Genomic DNA, 15934 nt, shown 5'->3' with positions numbered 1-15934 from the left:
GGTTATTTAAGTTGAAATTCGGGTTCTCTTGACAAATGACGTAATAACACATAAACTTGTGTAGGGACTTCCGCACTGACCGATAGTGACCAAAGGCTTAAGCCTCCAGCGATATAATCAGGTGAATAATAATTCTCAGGTACGTCATCAATTTTGAAGGCATCCATTGAATTTTCAAAATCTTGAGGTGTCAATAAACCTTTAGGTGTAAACTTGTTTACCAAGGCGTTTACCACTATTTCTGGATTGCTTGTATTTACATTAGCGGCACCGACGGCATCCATTGCCAATGTTCTAAATTGTTCTGGGTTTGCTTGGAAGAAACGTTCCAAGAACACTTCGGATGTTAGCCAACGCCCAATAATGAAATTGGTGTTGATCCACTGTCTATCGCGCTGCCATCCGGCAACATCAAAGGGATCAAAAAGTTCCTGCCCAATTAATCTGGAAGCATCGACTACATTAAGAACCGTACCGTCATCATAGGTAAAACCAGTTTCCTTGATCAAATTCATATAAAGATCAAATGGACTTTTAATGATAACACCAATAGCGGTATCATCAAAAAAGTGCTGACTTTTAAATAATTGTGATAATACTGGAGCAATTTCAAAATTGTTGGCAATAAAAGTTTGTGCCAATCCATCAATAATATCGGGAGCTATACCTCCATCATCATTTGTAGAATCTGGATGTACAAAGAACTCATATAGCTTTTTGCAGATAAAACCGGCTATTTCATTAGGTCTTTGGGTAAATAGGATGTCGATTACATCGTCATAACCCCAATTTCCCGTTTGTCCAAATATGGTTTTATTATCTGTATTAAAATCTTCAGCATCAAAGGTTACCTGGGTGCATCCTTCTTCACCGCGATTGGTATATCCTGAAATGGCTTTTGCGGTTTCAATAATATCATCCTCCGTGTAATTATTGCCTTCACCTAAAGCGAAAAGCTCATAAAGCTCACGGGCATAATTTTCATTTGGATTGTTACCACGGTTTCTTACACCATCTAAATAATAGAGCATGGCACTTGTTAAGCCAATTTCGCTCACAAAGGTTCTAAAGTTTCCTAAAGCGTTGCGCTGTAGGTTGTTTATATAATAGTATAAGAAAGAGTTACAGTTGTAAACATCCAATTCTGTAACAAAATGGTTGCTCCAAAAGAAACTCATTCTATCTCTTAAGTTATTATCTAAGAGGGCGTTACCGTAAGCTGTAGTAAATTCTTCTACTTGGGCTCTTCTAACCTGTCTTGCCAAATCATCGTCGGCAGGGTAATCAGCATTCGTCCAATCTGCCCATAGCGGGGCAGGTATTGTAGGTGCTGCAAGAGCTTGATTTACTAAATTGTCCACAAGGGTATCGGCTGTTTGTCCAACAGCGGCATTAATAGTTTGTACTGAGGCACTAAAACCTAGCCTCCGGTACAAATGGGCAGCACGCAACTCATCCAATGGAGTATTATACTGCGCCAACGTCGAGGAATTACAATTAATGAAGTACTCCATAGCAATGTCTGGCGTTAATTAGGTCCATAGTTTTGGGGCAACTATATGTTTAGTTAACGTTGGGTGTGGTTCAATTCAGCCAACAAATTACAATCTTAACGCAGTTTTGGCCTTGAACTACCAATTTTTTCGATGAACTGCACATATTTTTTAATATTTTTCAAAAGGAATGGGAAAACACAATGAATTTGGGAGGCTTGGAGAGCAAAAAGCAACGGATTTTTTAATCAAGAATGGTTACACAATCTGTTTTCGAAACTATATGTATCTAAAAGCGGAGATAGATATTGTGGCTAAAAAGGGCAAAGAACTTGTAATTGTTGAGGTAAAATCTAGGACTTCAGGGTTTTTTGAGGATATTTCTCAAGCAATTCCTGCAAAAAAAATAAAACTGCTGGTTATGGCAGCGGATCATTATATTGAAGATAATAATTTGGATGTTGAGGTGAGGTTCGACGTCATTACAGTAATTAAAAAAGGTGAGGTTTTTGAGCTAGAACATGTGGAAAACGCGTTCTATCATTTTTAACCATTTGTTTTATTTGTAACAATATGTTATTTTTGCTATAAAACCGCCAAGAATGAAAACCATATCCGCCGTAGTTGAACATTATATCAAAAAGAAACCCTTCTTGCAAAGTGCCTTAGCGCAGGGCATCATCAATCTTACATCTTTATCTAGACAAATAAAACCTGAAATCTCGGATGCATTAGGTAAAGATGTAAAGGACGGAGCCATTGTAATGGCGCTTAAGCGTTTGTCAGATGATTTGGAATTTAGAGCAACCCATAAAATTGTAAAGGTCCTTAAGAATATTGGTGAAATAACGGTGCGCTCTTCGTTAACGGATTACACATTTTTGGCTTCAGAGACTATTTTGCAACAACAAGCTAGATTATTACAGGAAGTGAATGCAAATCAAGATGTGTTTTATACCTCTTCAAGAGGAGTTAACGAAATCAATATTGTCATAAGCAACTTGATGGATGGTGTGGTGGAAAAGTATTTTAAGCACGAGCGCTGTACGCAAAAGGCAGAAAACCTTTCTTCCATTACGGTAAAACTTCCAGCTGAAAATGTTTCAGTACCCGGAATCTATTATTTTATCTTTCAGCGTTTAGCATGGGAAGGTATTATACTCTATGAGGTAATTTCCACCACCAATGAGTTCACCATTTTGGTCAACGAGGAACAGGTAGATGTGGCCTTTAAGACCATTAAGGACTTAAAATCACTTTAGTATAAAAAGGCGTAAACTAAATTATTCGCTTTTTCGTTGATAGAGAAGACACTTCCTTCCAATGATTAAAAAAAGAGTTTTCTTTGGCCTCCTTGCCTTACTTTTGGTTTATGTAGCCTATCTTTTATACATATTGGTTTTATCACCTAAGACCAATCTTCAATCCATTTATCTTATACCTAAGGATGCCGTTTTTGTAATTGAATCTGAAAAACCCGTAGAAAGCTGGCAAAAAGTAAGTGAAAGCGAAGCTTGGCAACACTTGCAAAAAAACGGATATTTTGCCGAGCTGACGGAAAACATTCAGAAAGTAGATACCGTATTCAACAACAACCATAAGTTGTTCGAGTTTTTTGATGGGCGCTCCCTGTTCATTTCCATCCACATGGTCTCTGAAAAAGACTATGGAATTTTCTACGTGTTGGACCTTAAACGGATTGCCAAATTAAAATTGCTAAAAACCTATTTGAATACCCTTCTTAATGACAACTACACCTTAAGCAAGCGAAACTATCACAATCAGGAAATTCTGGAAGTGTACGATCACAAGAACAAGGAAACCATGTATCTGTCCTTTGTGAAAAACCAATTGGTGGCCTCTTACACCCATACCTTGGTGGAGGCATCAATAGATCAGTACCAAGAACCAGCATTGGGGCGAAACCTGAATTTTATAGAGATCAATAAAAAGGTTGGGTATGAAGATTTATTTCGTTTGTATCTGCAATACGATTTTTTGGATGACTACTACAAACGTTTTTCAGCTAAACCAAGCGACTGGGTATATAGGATCAGCAACAACTTTTTGTTCTCTGGTTTCAGCTTTGATTTGGATAAACGCAGTACTATCACGGCTAACGGCTTTACCAATATCAGTTCCATCAATGAAAATTATTTAAACGCACTTCAGAAATCGGGAACTGCAGAACGAACAATACCTACAATTGCTCCTAAACGCACAGCGCTTTATGTGAGCTACGGGTTTCATAGCTTTTCTGAATTCTATACAAATTTTGAGCAAGCACAAGAAGGCGATACCGAACAATTTGAGACTTATCAAGCCGGAATAGAAAAAGTGGAGAAGTTTCTGAAAATTGATATTCAGGAAAACTTTATAAGCTGGATTGGAGATGAAATCGCACTACTACAAATTCAGTCGGCTATTTCAAAAGGGAAAAACGATATGGCGTTGGTTTTAAAAACCACGGATGCGGATGATGCCAAAGCCAATTTGGATTTTGTGCTAAAACAAATCAAAAAAAAGACCCCGGTAAAATTTAAAGCAATTTCCTATAAGGAGCATGAAATCAACTTTCTATCCATTAAAGGCTTCTTTAAAATCCTTTTGGGAAATCGGTTTAACCAATTAGATAAACCCTATTTTACCCAAATAGATAACTATGTGATTTTTAGTAATAACCCAAATACACTAAAAGGTATTATTGATAACTTTACCACTCAAGAAACCTTATCAACGTCTAAAGATTTTATAGATTTTGATAAACGGTTTGAACGCAAATCCAGCCTGTTTGTATATAGCAATATTCCAGTGTTATATGATAATATGTATGCGTTGGCAGATGGAAGTACAAGATTGAAACTTCGCAAAAACAAAGATTTTATTATTTGCTTTCCACAGATTGGATTTCAATTAACCCCAGAAGATGACCTTTTTGAAAGTCTGCTAGTGGTCAACTATCAAGATGTCAATGAGGTTAAGGATAAGGCACAATTTCAAGACAAGGTAGTGGTATCAAAACCAAAAGCTACAAATACATCAGAAACTACAGATGCTATATTTAATTTAAACCCCATTTATCCCACAGACCTAAATGCAAAGTCATTTCGTAAAAACTATTCCAATGGCACCTTAAGGTTTGAGGTAGAATTAAAGGATGGCCTTAAACACGGGCGCTACACTGAGTTCTATTCCAATGGCAGCGAAAAAATATCTGGACGTTTTAAAAGAGGTGAACAAGTAGGTACTTGGCGGTATTATGATGATGCTGGAGAGTTGGTAAGGAAGAAGCGGTTTTAATATATTCTGCAAAGAACTTCAAGATGTAACTTGCAATTAGTAACTTGATTTCCCAAACTAAGAGTTACTACAAATGAAAAATAGTATCCATCTAATCGTATTGCTTGCTTTTGTTTTGTCGGCAAATTTTGGTGTGTGCCAAGATGTTTATTTTCCCGAACGCAATGTGGTGTGGAAAGAGACTTCCAAAAACCAATTTTCTTTTAGCGAAACCAAACTACAGACTGCTGTGGATTTTGCCATGGCAAATGAATACTCCGGGTCGCGGGATTTACGGCGAGCCATTTTAAAAGGGTTTCAGAGAGAACCTTTCCATGAAATTTTGGGACCTACCAAAAAACGTGGTGGGCCAGCAGGGATGATTTTAAAAAATGGCTATCTATTAGCTTCATGGGGAGATACCAAACGGGTCGATATGACTTTTAGCGTCACAAAGAGTTTTCTTTCCACTATGGCGGGTTTGGCAGTGGACAAGGGATTGATTTCAAGTGTTGATGATAAAGTAGGCGATTATATTTGGGACGGTACTTTTGATGGGAGACATAATAGCAAGGTAAGTTGGGAGCACCTTTTACAGCAGAACTCTGATTGGTCTGGAGAGCTTTGGGGCCTTAAGGATTGGGCGGACAGGCCACCCAAAGATGGCGACTTGGATGACTGGAAGTTTCGAAAACTCAATGAGCCAGGTACCGTAATGGAGTACAATGATGTTCGGGTAAATGTGTTGTCCTATTCTCTTACCCATGTTTGGCGTAAACCTATGCCCATGGTATTAAAAGAACAGCTAATGGATAAGATTGATGCTTCTACCACTTGGCGCTGGTATGGGTATGATCATGCTTGGACCGAGGTTGACGGCATAAAAATGAAATCTGTAACAGGAGGTGGCCATTCTGGAGCAGGCTTGTTTATTAATACAGAAGACATGGCTCGTTTTGGATTGGTATTCCTTAATAATGGTCGTTGGAAAGATCAGCAATTATTAAGTGAAGGTTGGATTACCAAAGCGACAGAACCTTCAGTGCCCAATGTAAATTATGGATATATGTGGTGGTTAAACCAAAAAGGATCACGCCATTGGAAAGATGTTCCCGAACATTTATTTTATGCAGCTGGTTTTGGAGGCAATTTTATTGTAGTGGACCAAAAAAGTGGACTCATGTTAGTAACGCGTTGGTTGGAACCAAATAAAATAGGAGAGTTTGTAAAATTAGTCTACGACGCTTTTTAATAAAATATCACAAAACCCAAACTTGATATTTTTGGTTTTGTCCGAAGGGTCATCATAAGTTTTATAGACTTTTTCTCCTAGTTCAAATGCAATGGGTTTTTTAAAAATTGGCCCATCAAAACAAAAGGTATGGAACTCCCCATTTTCACCACAAGGATCAACATCTTTTGGAAATTGCTCAATGAGCTCCAAGGATAATTCTTTCCCTAAAAAAGAAGCGTCTAACTTTGAGTTATTAATACACACAATTACAGCGCGAAATCCCAATGCAAAGAATTCGCTGAGCAGTTCCCGAGTGTCCCTTTTCCAGATAGGGAAAATAGTTTCAATTTCTACAACAGATAACATTTTTTCTCTGTAGACTTTAAGGTCTTCCAGAAAGATGTCACCAAAAGCGGTATGCGTATATCCTTCAGATTTTAATTGCTCAATTTTATTTCCCATCAAAGTGTTATATTCTTCCATTGATGGACTTTCAGGAACTTCAAGAATGTCTAATGGTATGCCAACCTCCTTAGCTTGAGCTTCCAAAACCTCCTTACGCAGTCCGTGCATGGAAACTCTATTGTAATGAGAGTTTACCGTGGTCAACAAACGGTCAATTGCATAGTTGTTCTGTTGCTGTAGAAAATAGAGGGCGAGTGCGGAATCTTTCCCAGAGCTCCAATTAAAATAGGTTTTGGGTTTTTCTGACATGTTTCGAAGATAGAACTTTGAAGGCATTTATCATTTATACTTAGAAGTCGCGAGTTTAAGAAATCTCACGTTCTTTGTTACAAGATAAAATATGTTTCGTCTTAAAAATATGGTTAGAAGTAGCAAGTATTGTTTATCCATACTTTTCATTTTTTATGCAATAGTTGTGTATGGTCAACAAGAGGTATTTACGATTACAGGACAATTGGTGGACTCCAAAACACAGCAATCCATTCCTTATGCCTCAATATATCTAAAAGATAAACCAATCGGGACCACGACCAATACAGAAGGGTATTTTGTATTTCATATTCCGACGAAAGAAAAGAAAACATTGGTAGTCATTTCTGCAATGGGTTATGTCAGTGTCGAGAGAAAGTCCGATGATTTTTCTCAGGATAAAGTAATTTCATTGCTTCCACAAATCAATCAATTGGATGAGGTCTTATTGGATGGAAGTGCAAATAAAATACTTAAGGCAAGGGAAATTGTTAAGAAGGCCTATAAGAACATTGCATTAAATTACCCTACCGAGCCCTATTTTTTAGAAGGTTTCGTGCGAGATCTACAAAAGGAGGACGAGACTTATGTTGAATTTTTGGAATGCGCTATAAAGTTTAAACACCAAGGTTCACAAGTTAAAAAAGAGCCAGAGGTAGAATTGCTTGGGGTTCGTACCAATAGGTTTTCACGGAGACATCCTTGGAATGAAAATTCAGAACGCAAAAACTCGGTTATTGACTTGATTGAAGATGATTTCATTCGGTTTGATTATGGCCCAATTTTAGGAAAGAAAGGATGGAAATATGAAATTGAAGGTATTGAATCGTATGATAACCGATTGGTTTATAAGATTACAGGCATGGATGAACCTTTTCAGAAAGCTGTGCTTTATATTGATGCTGAAACTTTTGCTTTTGTGCGAGTAGAGCTGACCAGAAAAGCAAAGAATGGTAGATCTTGGCAAAGACGTTTTACCAATGGGGCACAACAAGTATACTATAATGTTATTTTCGAATATCAAGAATACAATGGTAGGTTTTATTTGAAATATCAAAAAGAAGAAGATATTTGGAAGATTTACAAAGGACAAGATTCCAATCTCTTATTGTTTACCAAATACCCCAAAAAAGAGCTCTTTATTAACAACATTATTGTTGATAGTGTAGACAATTATCAATTTTTAAGGAACATGAATATCAATACCAGTATTGAAAACCAAACTGAAAATTTTGATACTGAATTTTGGGCTACCTATAATGTTCCACAGCGGACAGCCAAACAAAGTCAAATTTTAAGGGAGCTAGAAGAAAATTAGGTCTAGTTTCGCTCTAATTTAGGGGCAGGCTTATTCCAATTAGTCATGTTCTGAACAACTCCTTCATATAAATCTAAAGCCATTTTGTCCATTAGTGTAATAAATTTTTTGACACTTGAAAAGGAAACACCAAAATCTGATAAATAATTGACGTGATAGGCTTGGACTTCTTTCCCTTTCGTAAGGTCATTTAGTTCATCTAATTCCGATAGTTTGACCTTTATATTTTCTCTTGCAAATTTAATATCACTTTCTAACCAAATATTTTTACTTATTGTACCAAAAACCAATTCGCTCTTTCTACTGCAATTCTCTAGTTGTCTTGCAATCCATGAGTTTCTGGCCACAGTTCCTTTATTTAAAGGAGGAATAATTTTAACTGACATTGAAACTGTTCTTTTTTCAAAATCTAGACGAATTTTTATGTCAGAAACTGAATTTTTCACACTTAAGCTACCTTGTAGGATTGAAGTATCTACCAGTCTTTTAATGTCTGTTTTTAAAGAATTTGGGTTTTTGGAGCTTGATTTTACCAAAACACCTAACTTTCTGCTTAGAAGTAAAGCCACATCTTTTTCTTCTTCATGCCAGCTTAACACAGTTTCTTCGACATTACTGTCACTAACTCTTATTTTTTTCCCTGCTTTTACATATTCACACACTTCTTTCCAACCTGGCTTCATCTGCATGAAACCTAGTACGCCAGATAATGGACTTTCTAAATATGAAAGAACCTCTCTCATTATTTCAATTTGGTCTTCGTCCTTTATGTTGAAATCATTCTTGAACAGTAAAAGTTGACCTCGTGTCAACAGGTATGTCCATGATAAATGATAAAGAGAGATACTTTTTGGAATCCTCAAATTTATTGGCGAGTGTGAAGGGTCTGAAACAAATTCGTTGGATACTGTCACCATTGTTTGTATACCTAACTTTTTTGCAACTGTTATGTATGTTTCAACTTGATTTTTATCAATGCCATTGTTCTTACTTTTCATTTCGAAGAATGCAGCTTCTTTAATAGATCCGGACGTTACATTAATAATCATCCCATCTATCCTATTTGGACTTATCTCTGGAAATGTAACTTCTGTATAATAGTATAACTTACCAGACCTACTGAGCTTAATATCTTTGAAAATTCCTTCTCTAAATTCATCAATTAGCCTTAGTGAGGAGAGAAATATTGAAGTCAAAGCCATTTCATCTCCTGTTTTCAAAGTTGGTATCAAGTAAGCAGGTTGCGCTTTTATTTGAGAGGATTCTAAAAAGGAATCAAATAACTCCTTTTTTATGCCAACTAATTTGGTGAGCTTTTTCTTAAGCATTTGGTTAGTTTTACTTATCACATTGAATGTACGAATTTTCGGCAAAAAAATTAGACTCCCAACCCTTTTTGAGATGATAGTGGCTCCAAAATTCCTAAAGCTTTCTCCACATTTGTAACTCCATCAAAAACCAATAATAACCGTAATCCGTTACGGGTTTGTTTCTCTTTTAGCTGACAAACTTTTGGGTTCGCTTGAACATATTGCAGTACTTGTGTGAAAGCTGGACTTTGGTAGAAAGGTGATTGTTGGTCGGCAATAAAATAGCCCAAGAACTTTCCTTGTTTTAAAATTACGCGTTCCAACCCAATGCTATTGGCAATCCATTTGATACGAACAGAGTTGAGCAAGTCCACGGCCTGGGTAGGCAACTCGCCAAAGCGATCTACCAGTTCCCCTTCATATTTTTGAAGACCAGTCTCATCGCCCACTTCGTTTAATTGTGTATAGAGATTAAGACGCTCTGTAATATTGTTGATGTAATCGTCTGGAAAGAGCAGTTCAAAATCGGTGTCCAATTGGGTGTCTTTTACATACACCTTTTCCTGTTTGCCCTCTACCTCCTCATAGAGTTCCTTAAACTCATTTTCTTTAAGCTCTTCAATAGCCTCGGCCAATATTTTTTGGTACGTTTCAAACCCAATCTCGTTGATAAACCCACTTTGTTCTCCACCTAATAAATCTCCAGCACCACGAATCTCTAAATCTTTCATAGCAATGTTGAAACCGCTACCGAGTTCGGTAAATTGTTCTAATGCTTCAATACGTTTACGAGCATCCGGTGTCATTACTTCGTAAGGCGGGGTAATAAAGAAACAAAAGGCCTTTTTATTGCTTCGGCCCACACGCCCACGCATTTGATGTAGATCACTCAATCCAAAATTATTGGCATTGTGGATAAAAATGGTGTTGGCGTTCGTAACATCCAGTCCACTTTCTACAATGGTGGTGGAGACCAAAACATCAAATTCCCCATTCATAAAGGCGAGCATCAATTGTTCTAATTTTCTACCTTCCATCTGGCCGTGTCCAATACCAATTTTAGCATCGGGCACCAGACGTTGAATCATCCCAGCAACTTCCTTGATGTTTTCTATTCGGTTATGGATAAAAAAGATTTGTCCGCCACGCTGAATTTCATAAGAAACCGCATCGCGAATGATTTCCTCATTAAACTGAATCACTCGACTTTCAATAGGGTAGCGGTTAGGTGGTGGTGTGTTGATGACAGAAAGATCCCGGGCGGCCATTAAACTAAACTGTAACGTTCTTGGAATTGGTGTAGCCGTCAAAGTCAGTACATCTACATTCTCCTTTATGGATTTAAGCTTGTCTTTTACGGCAACCCCAAATTTTTGTTCCTCATCTACAATGAGCAGTCCCAAATCCTTAAACTGCACACTTTTGTTTACGAGTTGGTGGGTGCCAATAATAATATCAATTTTACCCGCAGACAATCTTTCATGGATGTCCCTTTTTTCCTTTGCTGTTCTAAAACGGTTTAAATAATCAACACTAACGGGCATTTCTTTAAGCCGTTCCTTAAATGTTCTGTTGTGCTGAAAAGCCAAGATGGTAGTGGGTACAAGAATAGCAACCTGTTTTCCATTGTCCACGGCCTTAAATGCAGCTCGGATAGCGACCTCCGTTTTACCGAAACCGACATCACCACATATTAGGCGGTCCATAGGACGCTCGCTCTCCATATCCCTTTTTACATCTTGCGTGGATTTCTCCTGATCAGGAGTGTCTTCATAAATAAATGAAGCTTCCAGCTCATGCTGCAAATAACTATCAGGAGCGTATTGAAATCCTTTTTCCAAACGGCGTTTGGCATAGACTTTAATAAGGTCAAAAGCAATTTTCTTGACCCTGCTTTTGGTTTTCTGCTTCAGTTTTTTCCAAGCAGCGGAGCCTAGTTTGTAAATTTTGGGTGGAGCACCATCCTTGCCATTAAACTTTGATATTTTATGCAGGGAATGGATGCTCACATAAAGAATGTCTCGCTCTCCATACATTAATTTAATGGCTTCTTGCTTTTTACCTTCTACATCTATTTTTTGAAGCCCTCCAAACTTCCCAATGCCGTGGTCAATATGGGTAACATAGTCCCCAATTTCCAGTTTATTGAGTTCTTTAAGGGTGATGGCTTGCTTTTTGGCATAGCCATTCTTGAGTTGGAATTTATGATAACGTTCAAAAATTTGATGATCGGTATAGCAGGCTAATTTTAAATCATGTTCAATAAAACCCTGATATAAAGGAAAAACTACAGTTTTGTAATGGACCGTTTTCTCTACTTCCTCAAAAATGTCATGAAATCGTTTTGCCTGTTGCTCTGTGGAGCAAAAAATGTAATTGCTAAAACCTGAGCTGTGATTTTCTTTGAGATTCTCAATAAGCAAATCAAACTTTTTGTTGAATGATGGCTGCGGTTTAGTATTAAATATGATTTTGTGTTCTGTAGAGGTATCCTGAGAACTACCATTTATTTCAACTAAACTAAAATGCTGTAATTGAGATTTTAGTAAGCCAGAATTTACAAAAAGCTCATCAGGTTTGGCGTGTTTTATTTCTTCACTTAGTTTGGTAAAACTTTCCTTGGCTTTTTCAAAATTGGAATCGATTCGGCTATAGACCAAATCAAGATTCTTAGAGAGGATTACGGTTTTAGGCGAAATATATTTCAGGAAGCTTTCTCGAGTTTCCTGCAAAAATTTGTTCTCCACATTTGGGATGATAGCGATGCGCTTCACCTTTTCAGTAGATAGTTGTGTTTCCACATCAAAGGTTCTGATACTCTCTACTTCATCACCAAAAAATTCAATACGATAAGGTTCATCATGTGAAAAAGAAAAGACATCTACAATTCCACCTCGCACGGAAAACTCGCCAGGTTCAGTCACAAAATCTACCCGTTTAAATTGATATTCAAAAAGCACCTCATTTAGAAAGTCGAGCGATAGGGTATCCTCCAGTTTTATTTTTAAGGTGTTCTTGTCCAGTTCTTTTCTGGTGACCACTTTTTCAAAAAGTGCATCTGGGTAGGTGACAATAACGGCAGGTTTTTTCCTAGAATTGATACGGTTTAAAACTTCTGCTCGTAATAACACATTGGCATTGTCTGTCTCTTCAATTTGATAGGGCCTGCGATAACTCCCCGGGTAAAAAAGCACTTCATTTTCACCAATTAATTGTTCCAGATCATTAAGATAATATGCCGCTTCTTCCTTATCATTAAGTAATATCAAAAAAGGCAATTCGGCAGATGCAAATAAATCGGAAATGGCAAAAGAAAGTGAAGAACCAGTAAGTCCTGTAATGCTTATTTTTTGGATTTGGGTAATAGTATTCCTCAGTTTCCGAAGTTGGGGAGACTGTTCAAAAAGTTGCGAAATCGATGCTTTGGTCAATCCAAAAACTTTGTGGCAAATATAGATTGAAGACCAATAGTGGACAAGACGGAACCTAAACTTTTACAACTTTATCTTCGACAATAACATACACCTCATCTTTTTTGGTGGGTTTAAGCGTATACGTGCCGGTAAATTCACCAAAAGCAGGTAGAATCAGCTGGTTTTTAGTTTTAAAAAAACAAGAGAGTCTCAAGTTTTGGCGGCCAAATCCTTTTAATTTTATGGCTGGGTGAATATGTCCACAAAAATTAAATAGGCCATCTCGTTCTTCTGGATGGTGAGTCAGTAGAAAATCATCCAAAATCCATTCTTGGTATATCTCAATATTCAATTTTTCGAACAAAATGGGTGAAATAATATCATGGTTTCCTGACACCAAAATAATCTCAGCTGGGGTTTTGGCTACCCAGTTTTCAAAAAGTTCCCATTCTTTATTTAAGGATGAATGAAATAAATCCCCCAAAAAACAAATTTGAAACGGATTGAAGTCAGCAACGATTTGATCAAGCAATAGAAAATTTTTATGGATTGCTTGTCTTGGAACTGCAGCACCAAATTTTCTAAAATGGTTTACTTTTCCCAAATGCACATCACTGATTAACAACAAAGACTTTTTAGTCCAAAATAGTCCACCCAAAGGGTGGAGGATAAATTCTTCGTTGTTGATTTTTGCGATATGGGTCATCTGGTCAAAATCTTTGTCATTCGTTTTATGCGATCAGCCAGCTTTTCGTTGGATAATTTTTCTCGTAAACGATCCGTGATTATTGGGAAGGAAAAGGGCGTTGGGTTTTGACATTTTTTCCAAACGATTTCTTGCTCGGCTATACGTTCCAATGCCATGCGCAAACGACCTTCCTCCAACTGATGTTCGTAGGTTTCTGTAAAAGCCTGCTGAAAGAGTAAATTATCATCCTCAAAATCCTTAAAGACATCAAAAAGTAATTGGGAACTGCTTTGCAGATGCTTCATTTTCACTCCCTTTTCTGGGTAACCGGTGAATACCATCCCGCTGATGACCGCAATATCTCGAAACTTGCGACGCGCCATTTCGTTGGAATTCAAACTTTTTTGAAGGTCCGAAAGCATGTATTCTGGTGTGAAAAGGTCATTGTCCAAGACCTGTTGAATATCAATTTCTTTATCAGAAAGTAGTTCAAAACCATAATCATTAAAGGCCAAAGAACAGGTAATCGGAGATAGTAGACTAATGCGGTAAGCGAGCAAACTGCTCATGCCTTCGTGAATGGCACGTCCTTCAAAAGGATAAAAGATATGGTGGTACCCATCACTACTTTTAAAAGTCTCAATTAAAAATTGATTGGGTTGGGGAACAATACTCTCTTCTCGTTGCTTGGCAAACATAGGAGTCAAAGATTTTATTTCTTCGGATTGTTTTTTTGACTCCAATGCTGCGGTATATAATTCCTGTCGTAGTAGCTCGGACATTTTTGCTGAAAAACTCAAACGCCCACCCATCCAGGAAGGAACTTTGTTGGTACGTTTTGAAGAATTGCGTACTTGGGCAGACATCCCTTTTATGCGAATGAATTCCAGATTTCTTCCAGCAAAGGTAAACACATCTCCTGGGGCTAATTTAGAAATGAAAGATTCCTCAATAGTTCCGATATATCCTCCTTTTTGATAACGAACCGTGAGGTTGGCATCACCAACAATAGTCCCAATCTGAAACCGATGTCGCATGGCAATTGCCCTGTTGTTCACTTTAAATTTTCCATCATCTTCCACTTCCACTTTTTTATATTCGTCGTATGTTTTTAGACTTTGGCTGCCCATCACCAAAAAATTTAACAACCATTGCCATTGTTCTTCCGAAAGCGCTTGATAGCAAAATGTCTGTTTAATTTCTGGATAGATTTCCTCAGGAATAAAACCATCTGATACCGCCAATGTTGTTAGATACTGGATTAAGACATCATAACTGTTTAAATAGGGAATTCTGTCTTCAACAGCACTGTTTAGAACTGCTTTTTGCATGGCCGAAGCTTCAATAAGTTCCATGGCATGGGTAGGCAAAAAATAAATAACGCTTTCCTTGCCGGGTCTATGGCCGCTTCGCCCAGCCCGTTGTAAAAATCTGGCAACCCCTTTGGGTCCACCAATTTGAACTACGGTTTCCACAGGAGCAAAATCAACCCCTAAATCCAGGCTGGAAGTGCAGACCACAGCCTTTAGACTTTCATTGCGAATGGCCTGTTCTACCCAAAGTCTAGTTTCTTTATTAATACTCCCATGGTGCATGGCAATTTCACCTGCATATTCAGGATGCTTTTCTAAAATTTTCTGGAACCATATCTCACATTGGCTTCGCGTATTGGTAAAAAGAAGTGTGGTTTTGCTTTTGTTGATAATCGGGATTACTTCCTCCAATAAATGCAGCCCCAAATGTCCTCTCCAGGGAAAGGTTTCCATTTGTTTTGGGATAATGCTCTTTACCGTAATTTTTTTGTTGAGTTTTGCTTTGATCAATATCGAGTTTTGCAAAGCTTTGCCCGTAGGTCCTAAAAGTACTTCCCTTGCTTGGTTTAAATTACCAATAGTGGCCGAGATTCCCCAGATTCTTAGATTGGAACAAATTGTTTTTAACCTGGATAGGCCCAGTTCCGTTTGCACCCCACGTTTGGTGCCCAAAAGTTCATGCCATTCATCTATAACGATTGCCGAGCAATTTTTAAAGGTTTTGTCATACCCTTTTGAGGAGATCAGTAATTGAAGGCTTTCTGGTGTAGTGATCAACAAATCGGGCATGCTTGTTTTTTGTTTTGCCCGTTCCTTGGTTGAGGTATCCCCAGTTCTGATGCCCACTGTCATCTGCGTTTCTAAATCTTGGGTAATACGCTCTGCAGATTGTTTAATTTCCTGGGAAAGTGCACGCAAGGGAGTAATCCAGATGGCTTTAAGTCCTTTTTTATGCTTGGTTTTATAATCAGGATTGTTTTTAATGTAATTCAAAACAATAGGGAACCAAAGCGCATAGGTTTTTCCGCTCCCGGTTGGGGCGTTCAATAATCCGTGTTTACCTTGCAAAAAAGCATTCCAAGTTTGCTTTTGGAATGGGAATGGTTTCCATTTTTGTTGATGAAACCAATTTTCGGCAATATGAAGAAGCTCGGATTGTTGCAGTGGAATAC

The 15934-nt window shown here is 37.7% G+C and carries 11 protein-coding genes; 5 read left to right on the top strand and 6 right to left on the bottom strand.

What is annotated here, in order from left to right; translation table 11 throughout:
- Positions 1-2 precede the first annotated feature (2 nt).
- Positions 3-1514: a DUF1800 domain-containing protein gene (locus FVB32_RS03410; protein ID WP_147741184.1), complete on the bottom strand. Its 1512-nt coding sequence runs from the start codon at positions 1512-1514 to the stop codon at positions 3-5.
- 169 nt (positions 1515-1683) lie between these two features.
- Between FVB32_RS03410 and FVB32_RS03405 the strand changes: the two genes are divergently transcribed.
- From FVB32_RS03405 to FVB32_RS03390, 4 genes are all read left to right on the top strand, one after another.
- Positions 1684-2043, top strand: coding sequence for a YraN family protein (locus FVB32_RS03405; RefSeq protein WP_147741182.1), 360 nt, complete (start codon positions 1684-1686; stop codon positions 2041-2043).
- 52 nt (positions 2044-2095) lie between these two features.
- Positions 2096-2755 carry an aspartate kinase gene (locus tag FVB32_RS03400; RefSeq protein WP_147741180.1) on the top strand — a complete coding sequence of 220 codons (660 nt, stop codon included), beginning with the start codon at positions 2096-2098 and terminating at the stop codon, positions 2753-2755.
- A gap of 61 nt (positions 2756-2816) precedes the next feature.
- Positions 2817-4793, top strand: coding sequence for a DUF3352 domain-containing protein (locus tag FVB32_RS03395; RefSeq protein ID WP_147741178.1), 1977 nt, complete (start codon positions 2817-2819; stop codon positions 4791-4793).
- A gap of 73 nt (positions 4794-4866) precedes the next feature.
- Positions 4867-6024 carry a serine hydrolase domain-containing protein gene (locus FVB32_RS03390; protein WP_147741176.1) on the top strand — a complete coding sequence of 386 codons (1158 nt, stop codon included), beginning with the start codon at positions 4867-4869 and terminating at the stop codon, positions 6022-6024.
- Here the strand turns inward: FVB32_RS03390 and FVB32_RS03385 are convergent.
- A complete protein-coding gene (locus FVB32_RS03385) occupies positions 6004-6720 on the bottom strand; it encodes an adenine nucleotide alpha hydrolase (RefSeq protein ID WP_147741174.1) in 717 nt (238 codons plus the stop codon). The two genes, FVB32_RS03390 and FVB32_RS03385, sit on opposite strands and share 21 nt — an antisense overlap.
- Before the next feature lie 91 nt (positions 6721-6811).
- On the opposite strand from FVB32_RS03385, the gene FVB32_RS03380 reads away from it, so the two are divergent.
- Positions 6812-8038 (top strand): carboxypeptidase-like regulatory domain-containing protein, encoded by a 1227-nt coding sequence (locus FVB32_RS03380; RefSeq protein ID WP_147741172.1) that lies wholly within the window; start codon positions 6812-6814, stop codon positions 8036-8038.
- Between the two features lie 2 nt (positions 8039-8040).
- On the opposite strand, the gene FVB32_RS03375 is transcribed toward FVB32_RS03380, so the two are convergent.
- The 4 genes from FVB32_RS03375 to FVB32_RS03360 are packed head-to-tail and all read right to left on the bottom strand — an operon-like array spanning position 8041 to position 15926.
- On the bottom strand, positions 8041-9366 hold the full coding sequence (locus FVB32_RS03375; RefSeq protein WP_147741170.1) for a hypothetical protein: 1326 nt from the start codon (positions 9364-9366) through the stop codon (positions 8041-8043).
- 50 nt (positions 9367-9416) lie between these two features.
- Entirely contained in the window at positions 9417-12779 is a 3363-nt protein-coding gene (gene mfd, locus FVB32_RS03370) for a transcription-repair coupling factor (protein WP_147741168.1), read from the bottom strand.
- A 55-nt stretch (positions 12780-12834) separates the two neighbouring features.
- Positions 12835-13467, bottom strand: a complete 633-nt coding sequence (gene pdeM, locus FVB32_RS03365) for a ligase-associated DNA damage response endonuclease PdeM (protein ID WP_147741167.1) — start codon at positions 13465-13467, stop codon at positions 12835-12837.
- Entirely contained in the window at positions 13464-15926 is a 2463-nt protein-coding gene (locus FVB32_RS03360; RefSeq protein ID WP_147743409.1) for a ligase-associated DNA damage response DEXH box helicase, read from the bottom strand. Before FVB32_RS03360 ends, pdeM begins: the two co-directional genes overlap by 4 nt.
- Positions 15927-15934: the final 8 nt, after the last annotated feature.

Origin of the sequence: Flagellimonas hymeniacidonis (assembly GCF_008040165.1) — a bacterium.
Lineage (GTDB): Bacteria > Bacteroidota > Bacteroidia > Flavobacteriales > Flavobacteriaceae > Flagellimonas > Flagellimonas hymeniacidonis.
Note: the sequence above shows the minus strand (reverse complement) of the source record. Positions and strands in the feature narration are given on the sequence as shown.

Excerpts from the sequence above, each read along its gene's own strand:
- FVB32_RS03385 (WP_147741174.1), bottom strand. The coding sequence starts at position 6,720 with ATGTCAGAAAAACCCAAAACCTATTTTAATTGGAGCTCTGGGAAAGAT.
- FVB32_RS03380 (WP_147741172.1), top strand. The coding sequence starts at position 6,812 with ATGTTTCGTCTTAAAAATATGGTTAGAAGTAGCAAGTATTGTTTATCC.
- FVB32_RS03390 (WP_147741176.1), top strand. The coding sequence starts at position 4,867 with ATGAAAAATAGTATCCATCTAATCGTATTGCTTGCTTTTGTTTTGTCG.
- FVB32_RS03405 (WP_147741182.1), top strand. The coding sequence starts at position 1,684 with ATGGGAAAACACAATGAATTTGGGAGGCTTGGAGAGCAAAAAGCAACG.
- pdeM (WP_147741167.1), bottom strand. The coding sequence starts at position 13,467 with ATGACCCATATCGCAAAAATCAACAACGAAGAATTTATCCTCCACCCT.
- FVB32_RS03375 (WP_147741170.1), bottom strand. The coding sequence starts at position 9,366 with ATGCTTAAGAAAAAGCTCACCAAATTAGTTGGCATAAAAAAGGAGTTA.
- FVB32_RS03395 (WP_147741178.1), top strand. The coding sequence starts at position 2,817 with ATGATTAAAAAAAGAGTTTTCTTTGGCCTCCTTGCCTTACTTTTGGTT.
- FVB32_RS03410 (WP_147741184.1), bottom strand. The coding sequence starts at position 1,514 with ATGGAGTACTTCATTAATTGTAATTCCTCGACGTTGGCGCAGTATAAT.
- FVB32_RS03400 (WP_147741180.1), top strand. The coding sequence starts at position 2,096 with ATGAAAACCATATCCGCCGTAGTTGAACATTATATCAAAAAGAAACCC.